The sequence below is a fragment of the Paenibacillus sp. FSL P2-0136 genome (assembly GCF_037975325.1).
Classification (GTDB): domain Bacteria; phylum Bacillota; class Bacilli; order Paenibacillales; family Paenibacillaceae; genus Paenibacillus_AQ; species Paenibacillus_AQ silagei.
Map to the genome: position 1 here is coordinate 6706040 of NZ_CP150244.1, position 14935 is coordinate 6720974.

The 14935-nt window shown below is 53.2% G+C and carries 17 protein-coding genes and 1 riboswitch; all 17 genes read right to left on the reverse strand.

The window, feature by feature from the left end:
• Window positions 1–10: 10 nt before the first annotated feature.
• Window positions 11–562, reverse strand: a complete 552-nt coding sequence (locus NYE26_RS28605) for a F0F1 ATP synthase subunit delta (RefSeq protein WP_339251880.1) — start codon at window positions 560–562, stop codon at window positions 11–13.
• A complete protein-coding gene (atpF, locus tag NYE26_RS28610; protein ID WP_209868445.1) occupies window positions 559–1047 on the reverse strand; it encodes a F0F1 ATP synthase subunit B in 489 nt (162 codons plus the stop codon). The genes NYE26_RS28605 and atpF overlap by 4 nt, the downstream gene beginning before the upstream one ends.
• Before the next feature lie 97 nt (window positions 1048–1144).
• Window positions 1145–1357 carry a F0F1 ATP synthase subunit C gene (gene atpE / locus NYE26_RS28615; RefSeq protein WP_036699216.1) on the reverse strand — a complete coding sequence of 71 codons (213 nt, stop codon included), beginning with the start codon at window positions 1355–1357 and terminating at the stop codon, window positions 1145–1147.
• 104 nt (window positions 1358–1461) lie between these two features.
• Entirely contained in the window at window positions 1462–2229 is a 768-nt protein-coding gene (gene atpB / locus NYE26_RS28620; protein WP_339251882.1) for a F0F1 ATP synthase subunit A, read from the reverse strand.
• A gap of 29 nt (window positions 2230–2258) precedes the next feature.
• On the reverse strand, window positions 2259–2636 hold the full coding sequence (locus NYE26_RS28625) for an ATP synthase subunit I (RefSeq protein WP_036699219.1): 378 nt from the start codon (window positions 2634–2636) through the stop codon (window positions 2259–2261).
• On the reverse strand, window positions 2629–2862 hold the full coding sequence (locus NYE26_RS28630) for an ATPase F0F1 (protein ID WP_339251884.1): 234 nt from the start codon (window positions 2860–2862) through the stop codon (window positions 2629–2631). Before NYE26_RS28630 ends, NYE26_RS28625 begins: the two co-directional genes overlap by 8 nt.
• 164 nt (window positions 2863–3026) lie before the next feature.
• Complete coding sequence (gene wecB / locus NYE26_RS28635) at window positions 3027–4202, reverse strand: UDP-N-acetylglucosamine 2-epimerase (non-hydrolyzing) (protein ID WP_036721732.1); 1176 nt, start codon at window positions 4200–4202, stop codon at window positions 3027–3029.
• 74 nt (window positions 4203–4276) lie between these two features.
• Window positions 4277–4906 carry a uracil phosphoribosyltransferase gene (gene upp / locus NYE26_RS28640; protein ID WP_036721735.1) on the reverse strand — a complete coding sequence of 210 codons (630 nt, stop codon included), beginning with the start codon at window positions 4904–4906 and terminating at the stop codon, window positions 4277–4279.
• A gap of 421 nt (window positions 4907–5327) precedes the next feature.
• Window positions 5328–6575, reverse strand: a complete 1248-nt coding sequence (gene glyA / locus NYE26_RS28645) for a serine hydroxymethyltransferase (RefSeq protein ID WP_036721737.1) — start codon at window positions 6573–6575, stop codon at window positions 5328–5330.
• Between the two features lie 58 nt (window positions 6576–6633).
• Window positions 6634–7239, reverse strand: coding sequence for a TIGR01440 family protein (locus NYE26_RS28650; protein ID WP_339257647.1), 606 nt, complete (start codon window positions 7237–7239; stop codon window positions 6634–6636).
• Between the two features lie 137 nt (window positions 7240–7376).
• A riboswitch (ZMP/ZTP riboswitch) is annotated at window positions 7377–7460 on the reverse strand.
• Between the two features lie 49 nt (window positions 7461–7509).
• Window positions 7510–8097, reverse strand: coding sequence for a low molecular weight protein arginine phosphatase (locus NYE26_RS28655; protein ID WP_209868452.1), 588 nt, complete (start codon window positions 8095–8097; stop codon window positions 7510–7512).
• Between the two features lie 75 nt (window positions 8098–8172).
• Window positions 8173–8769 (reverse strand): manganese efflux pump, encoded by a 597-nt coding sequence (locus tag NYE26_RS28660; RefSeq protein WP_235191729.1) that lies wholly within the window; start codon window positions 8767–8769, stop codon window positions 8173–8175.
• A 138-nt stretch (window positions 8770–8907) separates the two neighbouring features.
• Window positions 8908–9057, reverse strand: coding sequence for a hypothetical protein (locus tag NYE26_RS28665; RefSeq protein WP_339251888.1), 150 nt, complete (start codon window positions 9055–9057; stop codon window positions 8908–8910).
• Between the two features lie 80 nt (window positions 9058–9137).
• Complete coding sequence (locus tag NYE26_RS28670; protein WP_339257648.1) at window positions 9138–10262, reverse strand: L-threonylcarbamoyladenylate synthase; 1125 nt, start codon at window positions 10260–10262, stop codon at window positions 9138–9140.
• Between the two features lie 927 nt (window positions 10263–11189).
• A complete protein-coding gene (gene spoIIR, locus NYE26_RS28675; protein ID WP_339251890.1) occupies window positions 11190–11981 on the reverse strand; it encodes a stage II sporulation protein R in 792 nt (263 codons plus the stop codon).
• 106 nt (window positions 11982–12087) lie between these two features.
• Window positions 12088–13284: an FtsW/RodA/SpoVE family cell cycle protein gene (locus tag NYE26_RS28680; RefSeq protein ID WP_339251892.1), complete on the reverse strand. Its 1197-nt coding sequence runs from the start codon at window positions 13282–13284 to the stop codon at window positions 12088–12090.
• Between the two features lie 286 nt (window positions 13285–13570).
• Window positions 13571–14764, reverse strand: a complete 1194-nt coding sequence (locus tag NYE26_RS28685; RefSeq protein WP_036721747.1) for an FtsW/RodA/SpoVE family cell cycle protein — start codon at window positions 14762–14764, stop codon at window positions 13571–13573.
• Window positions 14765–14935 lie beyond the last annotated feature (171 nt).

The following is a 14935-nucleotide window of genomic DNA, read 5'->3' on the forward strand; positions in this document are numbered from 1 at the left end:
ATCCTCACCCCTATCTTCTTTGCTTATCATTAAAGGATTTCTCAAGACGCGTAAGCTTACCGGCCAGACTTCCGTCATACAACGTATCGCCGATGACGACCTTCAGTCCGCCGAGCAGGCTTGTATCGACCACATTGGTTACACGAATCTTACGGCCAGTAAGCTGGCTGAATTCAGCCGCAACACTGTCCTGTTCTGCCTGGTTCAGGGAATAAGCGGAATAGACAGTAGCGTAGCCAATGCCAAGGGCATCCCCTTCAATCTTGATATACTTAGCCAGCAGCTCTGCGAAAATATCGGTTCTGCCCCGCTTTACCAATAACTCTACCGTGTTCATTACGGCTTCCGAGACTTTACCTTGAAGTGTTCCGCGCAGCACATTCAGCTTGTCGGATTGCGAGATGCGGGGTGCCAGGATAAACCGTTTCACCTCTACATCGTTATCAAGCACTTCAACGACTAACTTCAGCTGTTCCTCCACTTGAAGCGTAATGCCTTCATCCACCGCTACACTGTACAAGGCTTTGGCATAGCGCCCGGCAACTACCGTGTCGCGGCTCATGATCGGCCTCCTACCTCTTTGAGGTATTGATCAACAAGCTGTTCCTGTTCGCCGTCAGCTGCAACTTCCTTCTCAAGCAGCTTCGAGGCAATGCGGACCGAGGCTGTACCCAGCTCGCTGCGCAGCGCTTCTACCGCCTTGTTCTTCTCGTTCTCAATGTCACGTACCGCTTCGTCTTTCAGACGGCTTGCTTCCACGTGAGCCTGCTCAAGAATCTTGTCAACCTGGTTGTTGCTGGTAGCCTGGGACTGCTGAATGATAGCCTGTGCCTCTTGGCGCGCCTGCTGCAGGGCTTGCTTCTGCTCTTCCACATAAGCGACCGCCTGCTCTCTGGTCTTGGCTGCTTCATCCATTTGCTGCAGTACCATTTCGCGGCGCTTCTCCATAATTCCGAACAGCTTGCTGAAGGCAAACTTGCTGAGCAGGAAGTACAGAACTCCAAATGCAACAATGGAAAATACTATATTGGTCCAAACGATATTCACTGAGGTCACTCCCTTCCGTTACCGCGGCTTGCGGACATATACAAAAGTAAGGCGCGGATGGCACTTGCCCTCCCCGCCAAACCGTAAAAACGGTTTATTAAGTAAACATGATCAGGAACGCGATAACTGTAGCGGCCAAAGGAATAACTTCCACGATACCTACACCGATAAACATTGTTGTCTGCAGTGCGTTACGTGCCTCCGGCTGACGGGCGATAGATTCCACCGTCTTGCTGACGATCATACCATTACCCAGACCTGCGCCGAGTGCGCCCAAACCAACCGCGATTGCTGCTGCTAAAAATTCCATTTGTAAATATCCTCCTTTAATTTCGGTTCTTTTTGTAATGTCTTAATAATATAAAATCTCCCGCGAAGGTTTCCGGCACCTGCCGCTATCCTCACGGCAGCTTATTAATGCGCTTCTTCCTCGTGGATCGTCATCTGTGCGATGTAGACCATCGTCAGAATCGTAAAGATAAAGGCCTGAAGCGCCCCGACAAAGATACTGAAGCCCTGCCAGATGGCCAGGAACGGAATACTGAACAGTCCCAGCTTCAGAATGACGGTAATCAGAACTTCGCCGGCAAAAATGTTAGCGAATAGACGAATGGCAAGCGCCACTGGCTTCGCCAGGTTCTCAATGATGTTCAGCGGCAAGAAAATTGGAAACGGCTCAATATAATGTTTGAAATAATGCTTGCCGTTCAGCTTGATGCCTAAGTAGTTCATGAGTACAAACACAACGATCGCAAGTCCTGCGGTTACGTTGATGTCTGCAGTCGGCGATTTGTACCACAGAATCTCAGCATGCGCGCCATCGGCCAGGTTCCTAGTTGCTTCGATAACATGTCCGAAGACTGTAACCGGACCATCGGCCTCTGTAATAACGGAAAACGGCAGACCAAGGAGATTGGAGACGAAGATAAACAGTATCAGCGTCAATCCCAGTGATATGTAAGGCTTTCCCTTCTTCAGATCCATGGCGCTGCTGATCAGTCCCTGTACAAATTCAACCACCCATTCCATGAAATTCTGGAGCTTGGACGGATTCTCAACCGACAGGTTGCGGACGGAGAGCATGACCAGTACGAACACTATCACCGAGCTGATTACCAGCATCAGCACAGCAGACAGGTCAATCGGTATTCCGCCAACATAGATTAAAGGCATTTCGTGCATAGTATCATCCCCCTTTCTCTTTAATATGGCTACAGCTTATTCTTGATTCCTAGATATATCCCCACGGGAATAGCCAGAAGCTGGGGGATGAACAGGCCGATAATCGTTGCCTCCAGCGAGAAATGTTCGTATTTGACTGAGAACATGGTCACCAGAATTCCAAAACTGATTCTTGTAGCAAAACCAAGGCTGAAGGAGCTTTTCCCTTGCTTCGCCACCGCTGCTGTCACTCTTCTGACCTTCAGGGCTAGATAACGGAAATTAACCAGTCCTGCCAGCAAGCCGAGTGTCATTCCCAGAGTAACTGCACGGGTCTCATGATGGAGAGCCCACCCCATTACCAATCCTGCCATAATGATTACTGTCACCCTGGTGACGATATTGATTACGGGAGTCATATTATCCATTTTGCTCCCCCAAAAATTTTTTGATTAGCAAAGCAACATTCACAACTCCGAGAATCAACCCGGTAATCGTTCCGATAGCCAGCCAAAAGGCAGGTCCGTCCATCAGATTGCGCAGCCACTTTGCCACAAAAAAGCCTATTACAATGTAAGCGGTGAGCAAGCTGCCCGCACCCCCGAGTACTAGAGCCGTACGCCCCAGTCCAGGCTCATTCTTTGGTTCCTTCATAGGCTACAATCCCAACTAATTTTACTGAATATCCAGACTCTTTGTCAATTCACAGAAAATTGCCCAAAATCGCATGAAAATATGAAAATAATCACAGCAAAATACACCAAAACCATATAAACCGTACAGTTTAACTGTATGCTGCTTTTATTAACCTTAGTATATTAGTTGTCTTGCCCTGTTTTATCATTTGTGAACATTGTGTGAAATTCTTCTGGACGTTCTTCAGCGGCTCCGAAATGGTGCAAAATCGCATTGACAATTCTCTCGGAGGCTTTGCCGTCTCCATACGGGTTGGCGGCCCGGCTCATTGACTGATACAGGTTCTGATCGGTCAAAAGAGCATGTGTCCGTTGATACACCTTCTCCTCGTCCGTTCCCACAAGCTCCAGTGTTCCGGCCTCGATCCCTTCCGGGCGCTCGGTTGTATCACGCAGCACAAGCACAGGAACTCCAAAGGAGGGAGCTTCCTCCTGCAGGCCGCCGGAATCGGTCAATATCAGGTGGGTATGCGGATAAAAGTTATGCAGGTCAACGACATCCAGCGGATCAATCAGCTTGATTCTAGGGTGTCCGCCGAGGATCTCATGCGCCGGTTCCTTGACTGCCGGACTCGGGTGAACGGGATACACAATGGCTACATCTTCAAATTCATCAGCGATTCTTTTGACTGCACGGAAAATATGACGGTGCGGTTCGCCTTGGGATTCTCTGCGGTGCGCCGTCATCAAAATAAGTCTTTTTCCTGAAGCAAAATCAAGGACCGGATGCCGGTAGTCCGGCTGTACGGTATATTGAAACACATCGGTTACGGTATTGCCTGTGATATAAATACTTGATTCTTTTTTGTTCTCGTGTCTCAGGTTGCCCGCTGACCAATGGGTCGGAGCAAAATGCAGATCAGCAAGCACGCCTGTCAGCTGACGGTTCATTTCTTCCGGATAAGGCGAAAGCTTGTTCCATGTCCGAAGACCTGCTTCCACATGCCCAACCTGAATCTGCTGCAGGAAAGACGCATAGCTGGCCAGGAAGGTGGTCAAGGTATCGCCATGTACAAGCACGAGGTCCGGCTTCACTTCGCGGAGCACCGGCTCCAGGCCTTCGAGCACCCGGATCGTGATCTCATTAAGCGTCTGGCGGTCCTTCATTACGTCCAGATCATAATCCGGGGTAATCTTGAACACCTCAAGCACCTGATCCAGCAGCTCCCGGTGCTGCGCAGTTACACAAACAATCGATTCAATCTGCTCAGGGTGTCTGTTCAGCTCCAGAACCAGAGGCGCCATCTTGATTGCCTCGGGGCGCACTCCGAAAATTGTCATTACTTTAATTTTGGACATAAGCCCTTCCCTCTCTTCTGAAAACCGTGGTCTATTGGGTTTGTACTATTATTATCTGTTATTATCTGTGCTTCTTACTTGGTTCCGTACAGTCTGTCCCCGGCATCTCCGAGGCCCGGAACGATATATCCGTGATCATTCAAATGATCGTCAAGCGCTGCAACATAGATATCCACATCCGGATGAGCAGCTTGTACAGCCGCAACACCTTCCGGGGCAGCAATCAGGTTCATCATCTTGATCTGAGTGCAGCCGCGGTTCTTAAGCGAGGTAATCGCCGCAATGGCAGAGCCGCCTGTAGCCAGCATAGGATCGATTACGATCAGCTCACGTTCCTGGACATCCGTAGGAAGCTTAATGTAGTACTCCACCGGCTGCAGGGTGTCCGGATCACGGAACAGGCCTACATGACCTACCTTCGCCGCAGGAAGCAGCTTAAGAACACCTTCCAGCATGCCAAGACCGGCGCGCAGAATCGGAATCAGCCCGAGCATTCTTCCCGAAATCACCTTGCTCTGCGTTTCCTGCACTGGCGTCTGCACCGTAATGGTCTCCAGCGGGATATCACGTGTAATCTCATAAGCCATAAGTGTTGCTACTTCATCGACATGCTCCCTGAAGTCTTTTGTGTTGGTCCGCACATCGCGAATGAATGTCAATTTGTGCTGAATCAATGGATGATCGCAAATCACCAATTTTCCCATGTTGTCCCTCCGGTAATTGTAAGTCTTATTTATAGCCAAAGTAAGCGCTGTGCTTCTCAGGTGGCTAAATCCTATCTATTATATCATCACCAAGACTGCTTTTCACCTACAGATAGACGGATCCGCGAGTCCTCCGGCTTCCTGCAGACTCCCAGCCCATGGAAGCTTAAGTCAATATATCCACCTCTTTGGATATAAAACAAAGCTTAGTTTGTACGATTGAGCGCTTTTAATACTATTCACAGTTCTTTCACTACTTTTAATGAAAGTTCCATGAACTTTCATGTAACTTTCAGTATAATTCAAACATTTTCCCGGCAGCCATTTGTGAACATTATGTAACAGCAACGCAGCAAATAAAAAGCCTTTGCGTACTTCCGGCGGAACCGGGTACGCAAAGGCGATTATTAGAGGACTCTGATTAGTACTGCAATCCAGGGTAAATCGGATATTGTTCAGTCAGCTTGGCTACCTCACGGGCCGCCTGAGTCAAGTTAGCTTCATCCTGCGGATTCTTCAGGACAGCAGCAATAATCCGGCCGATTGTAACCATAGCCTGCTCATCCATACCGCGTGAAGTAACAGCCGGTGTGCCGATGCGGATACCGCTGGTTACGAATGGGCTAGTCGGGTCAAACGGAATCGCGTTCTTGTTGACTGTAATTCCGATGGAATCCAGCACCTTCTCAGCGACCTTGCCGGTAATGTTCAGGTTGCGGGTATCCAGCAGGATCAGATGGTTATCGGTTCCGCCGGATACAATATTAATACCTTCGCCAACAAGGGTCTCTGCCAGTACCTTGGCATTCTTAACTACGTTCTCGGCATAAGTCTTGAATGAAGGCTGCAGCGCCTCACCGAACGATACGGCTTTGGACGCAATCACATGCATCAAAGGTCCGCCCTGGGAACCAGGGAAGACTGCTTTATCAATCGCGGCAGCCCATGGCTGTCTGCACAGAATCATTCCGCCGCGCGGACCGCGCAGGGTTTTGTGCGTAGTTGTAGTCACGAAGTGGGCATGAGGAACCGGACTCGGGTGAAGACCGGCAGCCACCAGACCGGCAATATGGGCCATATCGACCATGAACAAAGCGCCCACATCATTCGCAATCGAACCGAGTGCGGCAAAATCAATCGTACGCGGATACGCGCTCGCACCGGCAACGATCATTTTGGGACGATGCTTGAAGGCGGCTTTGCGCACTTCATCATAATCGATCAGGAAGGAATCCTCCTGTACGCCATAAGCCACGAAGTTATACAGAATGCCTGAAGCATTCACCGGGCTGCCGTGGGTCAAATGGCCGCCATGCGCCAGATTCATACCCAGTACGGTATCGCCAGGGCTAAGGGCAGCAAGATATACAGCCATGTTAGCCTGTGCGCCGGAATGCGGCTGCACGTTGGCATGCTCTGCACCGAACAGCTCCTTGGCACGGTCACGGGCCAGGTTCTCTACGATATCCACATCTTCACAGCCGCCGTAGTAACGCTTGCCGGGATAACCTTCGGCGTATTTGTTCGTAAGCACAGAGCCCATGGCCTCCATGACGGCTTCACTTACAATATTCTCTGAGGCAATAAGTTCAATGTTCGCACGCTGGCGGCTCAGTTCGAGGCCCATCGCTTCCAATACTGCCGGGTCACTTTTACGCAATTGTTCCATGTTTCTAATTTCCTCCCTGTAACTCTGATTTATGTGGTATTAGTTAAATCCTCTCACTTCAGTCACAATTCACGGAACCGCTAGTCTCAGGCGTGCGGTACACGGCCCGTTCCCCGCCGATCAGCGGCGGTCTGCTCCATGCGGCATTCACCCGGGCAGCCCCGATATACCGCAGGCTAGGCCGGTAAGGTACGGCAATCCGGCGCAGATGCATGCCAATCAGGGTCTCCCCGATATCTATACCGGCATGAGCTTCAATCGTCTCTGCCAGTACCGGATCTGTCATGGACTGGTAGGCCGCAGCAGCCATGGAGCCTCCGGCTCCCGGAATGGGCACAGCCGACACCTCTCTAAGGCGAAGGGATTCCAGCAGAGCGCGTTCCATCACCAGCGAACGGTTCAAATGCTCGCAGCATTGATAGACCGGGTGAAAACCAAATTCATCCGCAATCTGGGTAATCCCCTCCAGCAGCTGCCGCGCAACCTCCAGCGCACCTCCTGTCCCAATCCGCTTCCCTGCCACTTCGCTTGTGCTGGCTCCGACGACCAGGATCTTCCCCGGACCGAGCTGGCCCGCTACTGCAAGTTCACGCGTTACCGCAGCAGTGGCTGCGGCCAAAGAAAGCTCCCCGCCGCCCGTTAGCTGCTGCTCTGCAGCTGCCATACCGGATAAGCGGTCATCCCCTGACTTCTGCTTCAGGACTTCCTCCATCTTACCGCCCCCTTCAACCGTTTCTGATTTCCATGGAGATGCAACTTTTAAACAAAAAAGAGCAGTCCGCAGGTTGAACTGCGGATGTGCTCTTTTGCCCAGGCGACCGGCCGTTTATTCCAGGTGCTCCATCGTGGTTTCATCCACACTTGTCGCCAGTTACACCGGAACCGGATCATATTTATTACATCTTAAGGGATAGTCAGCAAAAAATCAACCACTTCAAAGCCGTCTCAGCGATTCAAGCTTATCGAGCAGACTGTACAGCGCCGTACGGATCTCGGCAGCCGCCAGCTCGTAATCTTCACGCGAGCCGCCGTACGGATCACTGATATCGAAGCTGGGGATACGCTGGCGGATCTCAATCATCCGCTGCATTGCCGCAGCATCCGGCTCGGTGCCCAGGGCCAGATTCAGCTCCGCATCTGCATACAAGCTGTCCAGCTCCCGGATATCGGCGTTCACGGATTCCTGCGTCTGGACATACTCCTTAAGGGTATGGGTCTTGGTAACAGCGTCAGGAAAATATTGCAGCAAGTGCCGCTTATGCGCTCCTGTCAGGGTAAGGATCAGATCGGCCCAAGCCACTGCCTCCCCGTTCAGCTGTGAGGATACGATGCGGTCCTGAATCCCTTCATCCTGCAGAATGCCCGCAGCATGTCTGGATATGGAAGTACCCGGGACAGCAGAAACTCCGGCAGACCGCACCTCCACATGAATGCCCCGCTCCTTCGCAAGCTTCCGCAGAAGCCCTTCGGCCATGGGACTACGGCAGGTATTACCTGTGCAGACAAATAAAATATGCAGCAACCTTTCCACCTCCGGTAAACATTATAATTTCGGTATTAAGCAAGCTTAAAAATTATGGGTATTGCCGTTATTGTATCAAAAGATGAACATCAAGCCAAACGCCAGGAGAATGGCTCCGCCCAGCGCTTCCCCGTACTCTCCGAGGCCCCGGCTCACCCGCCTGCCCAGCAGCAGCCCTGTAATGGACATAACACCGCCGCAGGCACCGAAGGCCAGCACGGTTAGAATAATACTATTCACAAACATCCCAAGCGAAACCCCGACCGAGAACGAATCCACACTTACACTGAGCGAGATCAGCAGCATGCCCCACACTGTCCGGTGATCCATCTGCCGGCTGCTGCCGCCGTCGTCCTGACGGAAGGAGTTGAACACCATATGTCCGCCCAGCAGAACAAGCAGGCCTCCGGCAGCATAGGTGGTAACCTGTCCCAGCAAATGCCCGACATAGCTGCCCGTGAACAAGCCCAGCAGCGGCATCAGCACATGAAAAAAAGCAATCAGCAGACTAAGCTGCAGCACATGCAGCAGACGGATGCCCCTCATCCCGATGCCCACGCCAAGCGAGAACGCATCCATCCCCAGCGCAACTGCCATAATGGCCACTGTTACTATCTGGCCCCAGCCCCCATGTATTCCGCCCCAGCCCCCATACATTCCGTCCCAGCCCATGAATAACCCTCCACCCTGAGTCCGTAAGTTCTTGTACAACAACGATATGCGGACAAGATGGTATTCATGACTGCGGGGTGGATGGCAGGGCGGGGGCGAAGGGACCCAGGTTGCGTAATATCAGGTGTATCCGAACATTCATTTTCCAAATTTATCGAAGTATTCCTTTGCCTTTTTGAGGATGGCCAACTCTTCCTCCATCTCGGCTAGCTGCCGATTGCGTTCCTTCAGTTTCCGTTCAAGCTCTCTGAGTTTGTCCTGATCGGCTTCCTGATCCTTTCCACTCATAGCAGCACCTCCACGTTAATCTTATGAGTTCCAGTCTATTAGCAGGAGGACATGGTCCATACCATCCTAACAGCAACTGACTACCCGGCGTCGATCACTGATTCTCCAGCGGCTTTCATCAGCCGGTTCATGATGGCTGCGCCGAGGCCCGTGACCGGGCAGGCCTCGGCCAGAATGTACGTGGCCCCCGCTTCATCGAAGCGCCGCAAGGCGGCATACAAGAAGCGGGCGGCCTCCTCCGGCGAGGACAGCGAGCCGAGAGACACCGTGCAGGCGGCCGGGTCGGCGGGATACAGGGCCCTATGCTCCTCGAAGAGGAGCAGGCCCGTGATCTCGCCTGCCCGCTGCGCCGCCTGCAGCAGCCCTGCGGCGGTCTCCGCCACGCGCTGCGCGGAGGAGCCGCGTACAATGCCAAGCGCGCCGCGCGGGGCATAGTGCGTGTACTTCATGCCCGGCGCGCGCGGCGCCGGGCTATTGCCTGCGGCCGCCTGCGCAGCAGCGCCGGCTTCGCCGCCGCCGGGCACGGCTGCCGGCGGCACAGGCACGGACCCGCCGCCGGATGCACCGGCAGGCGTGTCCGCCCCGGCGGCCGGCTCCGCTGCGGCCGCTTCAGTGCCGGTCACCGCCGCGAGCTGCTCGGCGGTGATGCCCCCGGGACGGAGCACGGCTACCGTCCCGTCCGGCTGCACCTGCACCACGGTCGACTCCAGGCCGACCCCGGCCGCGCCGCCGTCCAGAACCCCGCCGATATATCCGGCGAGGTCTTCCAGCACATGGGCGGCCAGCGTCGGACTCGGCCGCCCGGAGCGGTTGGCGCTAGGCGCAGCAACCGGACAATCCGCCGCGCGCAGCAGCGCAAGCGCCACCGGATGATCCGGCATGCGCACCCCAACCGTGTCCAGGCCCGCCGTCACCAGCGGCGAGAGGACGCCGGGCCGGACCGGCAGCACCAGCGTCAGCGGGCCGGGCCAGAACGCATCGATCAGCGCCGAGGCCACCGGATGTACCTCCGTCACCAGGCGTCCGAGATCCTCCCGCCGGGCAATATGCACGATCAGCGGGTTGTCCGAGGGACGGCCTTTGGCTGCGAATACCGCTTCTACCGCTGCGGTGTTCCGCGCATCTGCGCCCAGCCCGTACACCGTCTCCGTCGGAAAGGCCACCGTCTCCCCGCTCCGCAGCAGCGCTGCCGCTTCCGAGATCATGCCCAGGTCACTCCCGCTCACCGGCAAACCGTCAGAACTCTCCGTTCCGCCATCCGTTCCCTCCTTGCCGGAAGCAAGGCTCCAGTACAGGGTGGATTCTATATGACCGCTGCGGCGCTGGGCCGCGAACGGTGAATGCTGATCTTCTGTCATCTATCATCACTAGCTTTCTGAATTGAATTATTACGGAACAAAATCATCCGACCGGATGAATGGGATTACCTGCGCGTCAGCACAATGTGTGCTGTTTTCCACATACATTCGGCCCATGCGCCTGCGTGTCAGCACAATGTATGCTGTTTTTCACATACATTTGGCCCATGCGCCTGCGTGGTAGCTAATGTATGCTGTTTTTGGCATACATTTGGGCCATACTTCTTCACACCAGCGCAATGTATGCTGTTTTCCACATACATTTGGCCCATGCGCCTGCGTGGTAGCCAATGTATGCTGTTTTCCACATACATTTGGCCCATGCGCCTGCGTGTCAGCACAATGTATGCTGTTTTTCACATACATTTGGCCCATGCGCTTCGCACCAGCACAATGTATGCTGTTTTCCACATACATTCGGCCCATGCGCCTGCGTGTGAGCACAATGTATGCTGTTTTTCACATACATTCGGTCCATGCGCTGCGCGTCAGCATAATGTATGCTGTTTTCCACATACATTTGGCCCATGCGCCTGCGTGTCAGCACAATGTATGCTGTTTTCCACATACATTTGGCCCATATGCCTGTACCAGCCGATTGTGCTCGGTTTTAGACACCTCGTCCACAACAGGAGGAAACTATAGTTTCCTCTACACTCAAAAACGGCCCCCTCAGGTGGAGCCGCCTCTGCTCAAGTTCTGCAATCATCGTACCATATCCGGCGCAAAAACTGTAGAATCCAATCCGCGTCGACACTATCCTTCTCAGGATATTCAGGCGAACAGCCCGCAGATCCAGCTCCAGATATTCTTCAGCAGCTCCCACACGAAGAACTTCACCTTCGGTGTCTCAGCAGCATCACCTGAACTTCCTGCCTTGTTAGCAGAATCCGAGAGACTGGATACTGCCCCTTGCGCTGTTCCATCCGCCGCCTTCACCTTCGCACCGTCTTCCGAAGCCTTGGCTGAGACCTTAGCCGCATCCTTGGCCCCCGCCTTCGCAGCAGCCGGTTCCGCAGCCGCAGCATCCCCGGTTCCTGCATCGATGAAGCAGAGCGGCGGAAACAGCACACACCACCAGTTCTGCCCTTTGCCTGCTCCAAGCGTGACCCGTACGGCCTCGTATTCTCCGGCTGGGTAGACCCGTCCGCCATACATTTTGGTCGGAAAAGGAACCGTGCCCAGCTCCACCTGATAGCCGTATTCAATCCCGCGCTGCGCCAGTTCTCTGCCCACCAGCTCATTCAGCTCCGGCAGATGATTACGGATCAGGGCACGGGCCTGCTCCAGACTCTGCGGATCTTCCAGCCCGGCCACCCACTGATTAATCTGCTCCACGATCCGGTCACGAATCTGGCGCTTGACCAGCTGATCCCCGGTGCCGTCCGAATTCGCCAGAATACGCAGGCGGATCGACTCCTGCGGGATGGATACCTCTGCTACGGCGGCATCGCTTTTTTGCCCTTCCCAGGCCATCATCAGAATCATAAAAAAACAAATTAAAATGGCAGTATACTTAAAGGTAATCCGCAGGGAATCCCCTCGCTCCAGCTTATAATCCTCCATCTTCCGCAGCCCCTCTCCCTCTGAACCTCTTATGTTCCCAGTATGTCCAGGAATGAGAGACTGCAAACCTATTAATCTATGATTTATGAAGTAGAGACGCCAACACCTAGTTTTTGGACAAAAGAGATTTGCCCTTCGCCTCCGGCTGCGGCAGCGGAAGATCATCCTCCACATCCTGCCCGTAGAGCCTTACGCTCATCGCAATCCCCATACAGGCCATATTAATCAGCAGCGAGGTTCCGCCGTAGCTGATGAACGGCAGGGTAATGCCGGTCAGCGGCATCAGTCCGGTCATCGCACCGATATTCTCCAGAATCTGATACAGCAGCATCGCCACAATCCCGACAATCAGGAGCGGCCCGCCACGGTCCCTGCATTCTAGGGCAATCAGGATTAATCTGTGGATCAGGATAAAAAAGAGCATCAGCAGCGCCGCTGCGCCCAGGAAGCCGAACTCTTCCCCAATCTGCACAAAAATCGATTCCGAATACAGATATGGCACACGGTTGCTCTGTACGGAGCTGCCCTGCAAATAGCCTTCTCCCTTAAGGCCCCCGGAGCCAATCGCCGTCTGGGCATTTTTCGTCTGATAGCTCGCCGTGCTGCTCGCCATCTCAGGCACGAGCCAAGGATCAAACCGGCTGACGAAGTGATCCCGTCCCAGCGTTTTTTCAATGAAATCCACTGTCTGTTCGTGATAGTTGATATAGCACAGGATGAAGCCCAGAATCGCTCCGCCCGCGACAACTAGACCGATCAGCGCATGCGAGAATTTGATACGCCCAATCCATAGCAAGCCAAGCAGGATTACGATATAACTAAGTGCATTGCCCAGGTCATTCTGGACGATGACCAGCGCGCATGGCATGAATGCAATCAGACCCAGCGGCACGACATCGCGCCAGAACTGGAGCCGGGTTTTATTTTTACGGACAAGCATGGTCGTCAGAAAAATAATCAGAATCAGCTTAAACAGCTCCGCCGGCTGAATGCTTAAATCTCCAATACCGATCCAGCCCTGGGCGCCATTCTTCACCTTGCCGAAAAAGCTGACCGACAGCAGAATCCCGATCCCGGCGATGTAAATGTAGAGTCCATAACGCACCAGCAGGCGGTAATCGAACAGGGTAATCAGGATAAAGGCGATAAAGCCCAGCGTATAATATTTCAGCATGGTGATATGCATACCATCCAAGCCGTCTCTTCCGTGAGTCACACTGTAAATGGAGAAGATACAGATCCCCATCAGCACAATCAAAATAAGCACAATGCTGCCGTCTATTCTTTTGATTCTCTGCAACATAAGGATATACCCCTCAACCTCTCCGGATTAGGAATCCGCCCGCTACACCCAGCCCAGGCTTCAACCCACTAATTTCCATTGTAATTCAATTGGGAGCATTTATTCAATTTTTCTATTTCTGCATAGCTGATCCACTACGCCCTCCTCCTAAGTATGTCAGCCCAGGTGGAAACGGATTTGCCATCCATTTGCAAAAAAATACCGGAACCCTTCGTAAACGAAGAATTCCGGTATGGATGAAGCATCCCGCTTCCCTAAATGCGCGGGCTTTATTATTCTTAATTAGTTAACTTCTCTTGGCGGAAGCCGGGGAAGAATACAGCGCAGGACTCGGCAGATCCTCCTCCACCTCTTGCCCATGCAGACGCACGCTCATTACAAGCCCTATGCTCGCCATATTGATCAGCAGTGAGGTTCCCCCGAAGCTGATAAACGGCAGCGTAATCCCGGTCAGCGGCATCAGGCCCAGGAAAGCCCCGATATTCTCAAAAATCTGGTACAGCAGCATCGCCACCACCCCGACGATCAGGAACGGCCCGCCCCTGTCCTTGCACTCCAGTGCAATCAGTATCATCCGGTGAATGAGGATAAAATACAGCAGCAGCACCAGCGCCGATCCGACAAAGCCGTATTCCTCCGCAATCTGGACAAAAATGGAGTCCGAATAGGTGTACGGTACACGGTCGGTCTGTACCGAGCTGCCCGTCATATAGCCTTCACCGCTCATTCCGCCGGAAGCGATGGCCATTTTGGCATTCTTCGTATGGTAGATCGCCTTGGCTGTCGCCTTATCCGGCACCAGCCACGGGTCGAAGCGCTCGATCCAGTGAGATCGTTTGATATCTACCAGGAAATCCTTAATTTCATCGTGATAATGAATATAGCTCATAATTCCGGCAGCCGCAGAGCCGCCTATAACCAGCAGTCCGATTAGCGCATGGGTGAACTTAATATTGCCGATCCACAGGAGACCGATCAGAATAACGATGTACGAGAGCGCATTCCCCAGGTCATTCTGGCTGATTACGATGACAAACGGCATGAGACTGAATAATCCCAGCGGAACCACATCACGCCAGAACAGCAGCTTATTTTTATTTTTGCGGACAAGCACAGCTGCCAGGAACAGAATCAGAATCAGCTTGAACAGCTCCGCCGGCTGAAGACTGAAGCTGTTGCCGAACTTGATCCATCCCTGTGCGCCGTTCTGCTCTGTGCCCACGAAGCTGACCAGGATCAGAATGCCAATCCCCGTGATGTACACATATAACGCATATTTTACAAGCAGGCGATAATCCACGAACGTCAGCCCGATAAAGGCAACAAAGCCCACGATATAGAATTTGATCATCTTAATATGCGACCCGTCCAGCCTCTCACGCCCGTGGGTCACACTGTATATGGAGAAAATGCTGACCACCATCAGCAGCACAAGAATCACCAGGATGACGCCGTCAATCTTCTTAATCTTCTGAAGCATATTCTGTCTCCTTACTCAGTACTGGTTCTTCCCGTTCTTGTCTCCCGGCAGCCGCCCAGGCAGAAGTTCCGTCACCTCTATTGTAAAGGAAGGGACCGCCTAAATACAATTTCCATCGTTTGGGGGTACTCTGTCAGACGAACAGCCGGGCCGCCTCCCCTCCAGCGGACT

What these genes read in the sequence shown, in the direction of transcription:
- NYE26_RS28605 (WP_339251880.1), bottom strand. Translation starts at nt 562, where the DNA reads ATGAGCCGCGACACGGTAGTTGCCGGGCGCTATGCCAAAGCCTTGTAC.
- NYE26_RS28650 (WP_339257647.1), bottom strand. Translation starts at nt 7,239, where the DNA reads ATGGCAGCTGCAGAGCAGCAGCTAACGGGCGGCGGGGAGCTTTCTTTG.
- NYE26_RS28685 (WP_036721747.1), bottom strand. Translation starts at nt 14,764, where the DNA reads ATGCTTCAGAAGATTAAGAAGATTGACGGCGTCATCCTGGTGATTCTT.
- spoIIR (WP_339251890.1), bottom strand. Translation starts at nt 11,981, where the DNA reads ATGGAGGATTATAAGCTGGAGCGAGGGGATTCCCTGCGGATTACCTTT.
- atpB (WP_339251882.1), bottom strand. Translation starts at nt 2,229, where the DNA reads ATGCACGAAATGCCTTTAATCTATGTTGGCGGAATACCGATTGACCTG.
- NYE26_RS28665 (WP_339251888.1), bottom strand. Translation starts at nt 9,057, where the DNA reads ATGAGTGGAAAGGATCAGGAAGCCGATCAGGACAAACTCAGAGAGCTT.
- NYE26_RS28625 (WP_036699219.1), bottom strand. Translation starts at nt 2,636, where the DNA reads ATGGATAATATGACTCCCGTAATCAATATCGTCACCAGGGTGACAGTA.
- NYE26_RS28630 (WP_339251884.1), bottom strand. Translation starts at nt 2,862, where the DNA reads ATGAAGGAACCAAAGAATGAGCCTGGACTGGGGCGTACGGCTCTAGTA.
- NYE26_RS28680 (WP_339251892.1), bottom strand. Translation starts at nt 13,284, where the DNA reads ATGTTGCAGAGAATCAAAAGAATAGACGGCAGCATTGTGCTTATTTTG.
- upp (WP_036721735.1), bottom strand. Translation starts at nt 4,906, where the DNA reads ATGGGAAAATTGGTGATTTGCGATCATCCATTGATTCAGCACAAATTG.
- NYE26_RS28670 (WP_339257648.1), bottom strand. Translation starts at nt 10,262, where the DNA reads ATGATCTCGGAAGCGGCAGCGCTGCTGCGGAGCGGGGAGACGGTGGCC.
- NYE26_RS28660 (WP_235191729.1), bottom strand. Translation starts at nt 8,769, where the DNA reads ATGGGCTGGGACGGAATGTATGGGGGCTGGGGCGGAATACATGGGGGC.
- glyA (WP_036721737.1), bottom strand. Translation starts at nt 6,575, where the DNA reads ATGGAACAATTGCGTAAAAGTGACCCGGCAGTATTGGAAGCGATGGGC.
- wecB (WP_036721732.1), bottom strand. Translation starts at nt 4,202, where the DNA reads ATGTCCAAAATTAAAGTAATGACAATTTTCGGAGTGCGCCCCGAGGCA.
- atpE (WP_036699216.1), bottom strand. Translation starts at nt 1,357, where the DNA reads ATGGAATTTTTAGCAGCAGCAATCGCGGTTGGTTTGGGCGCACTCGGC.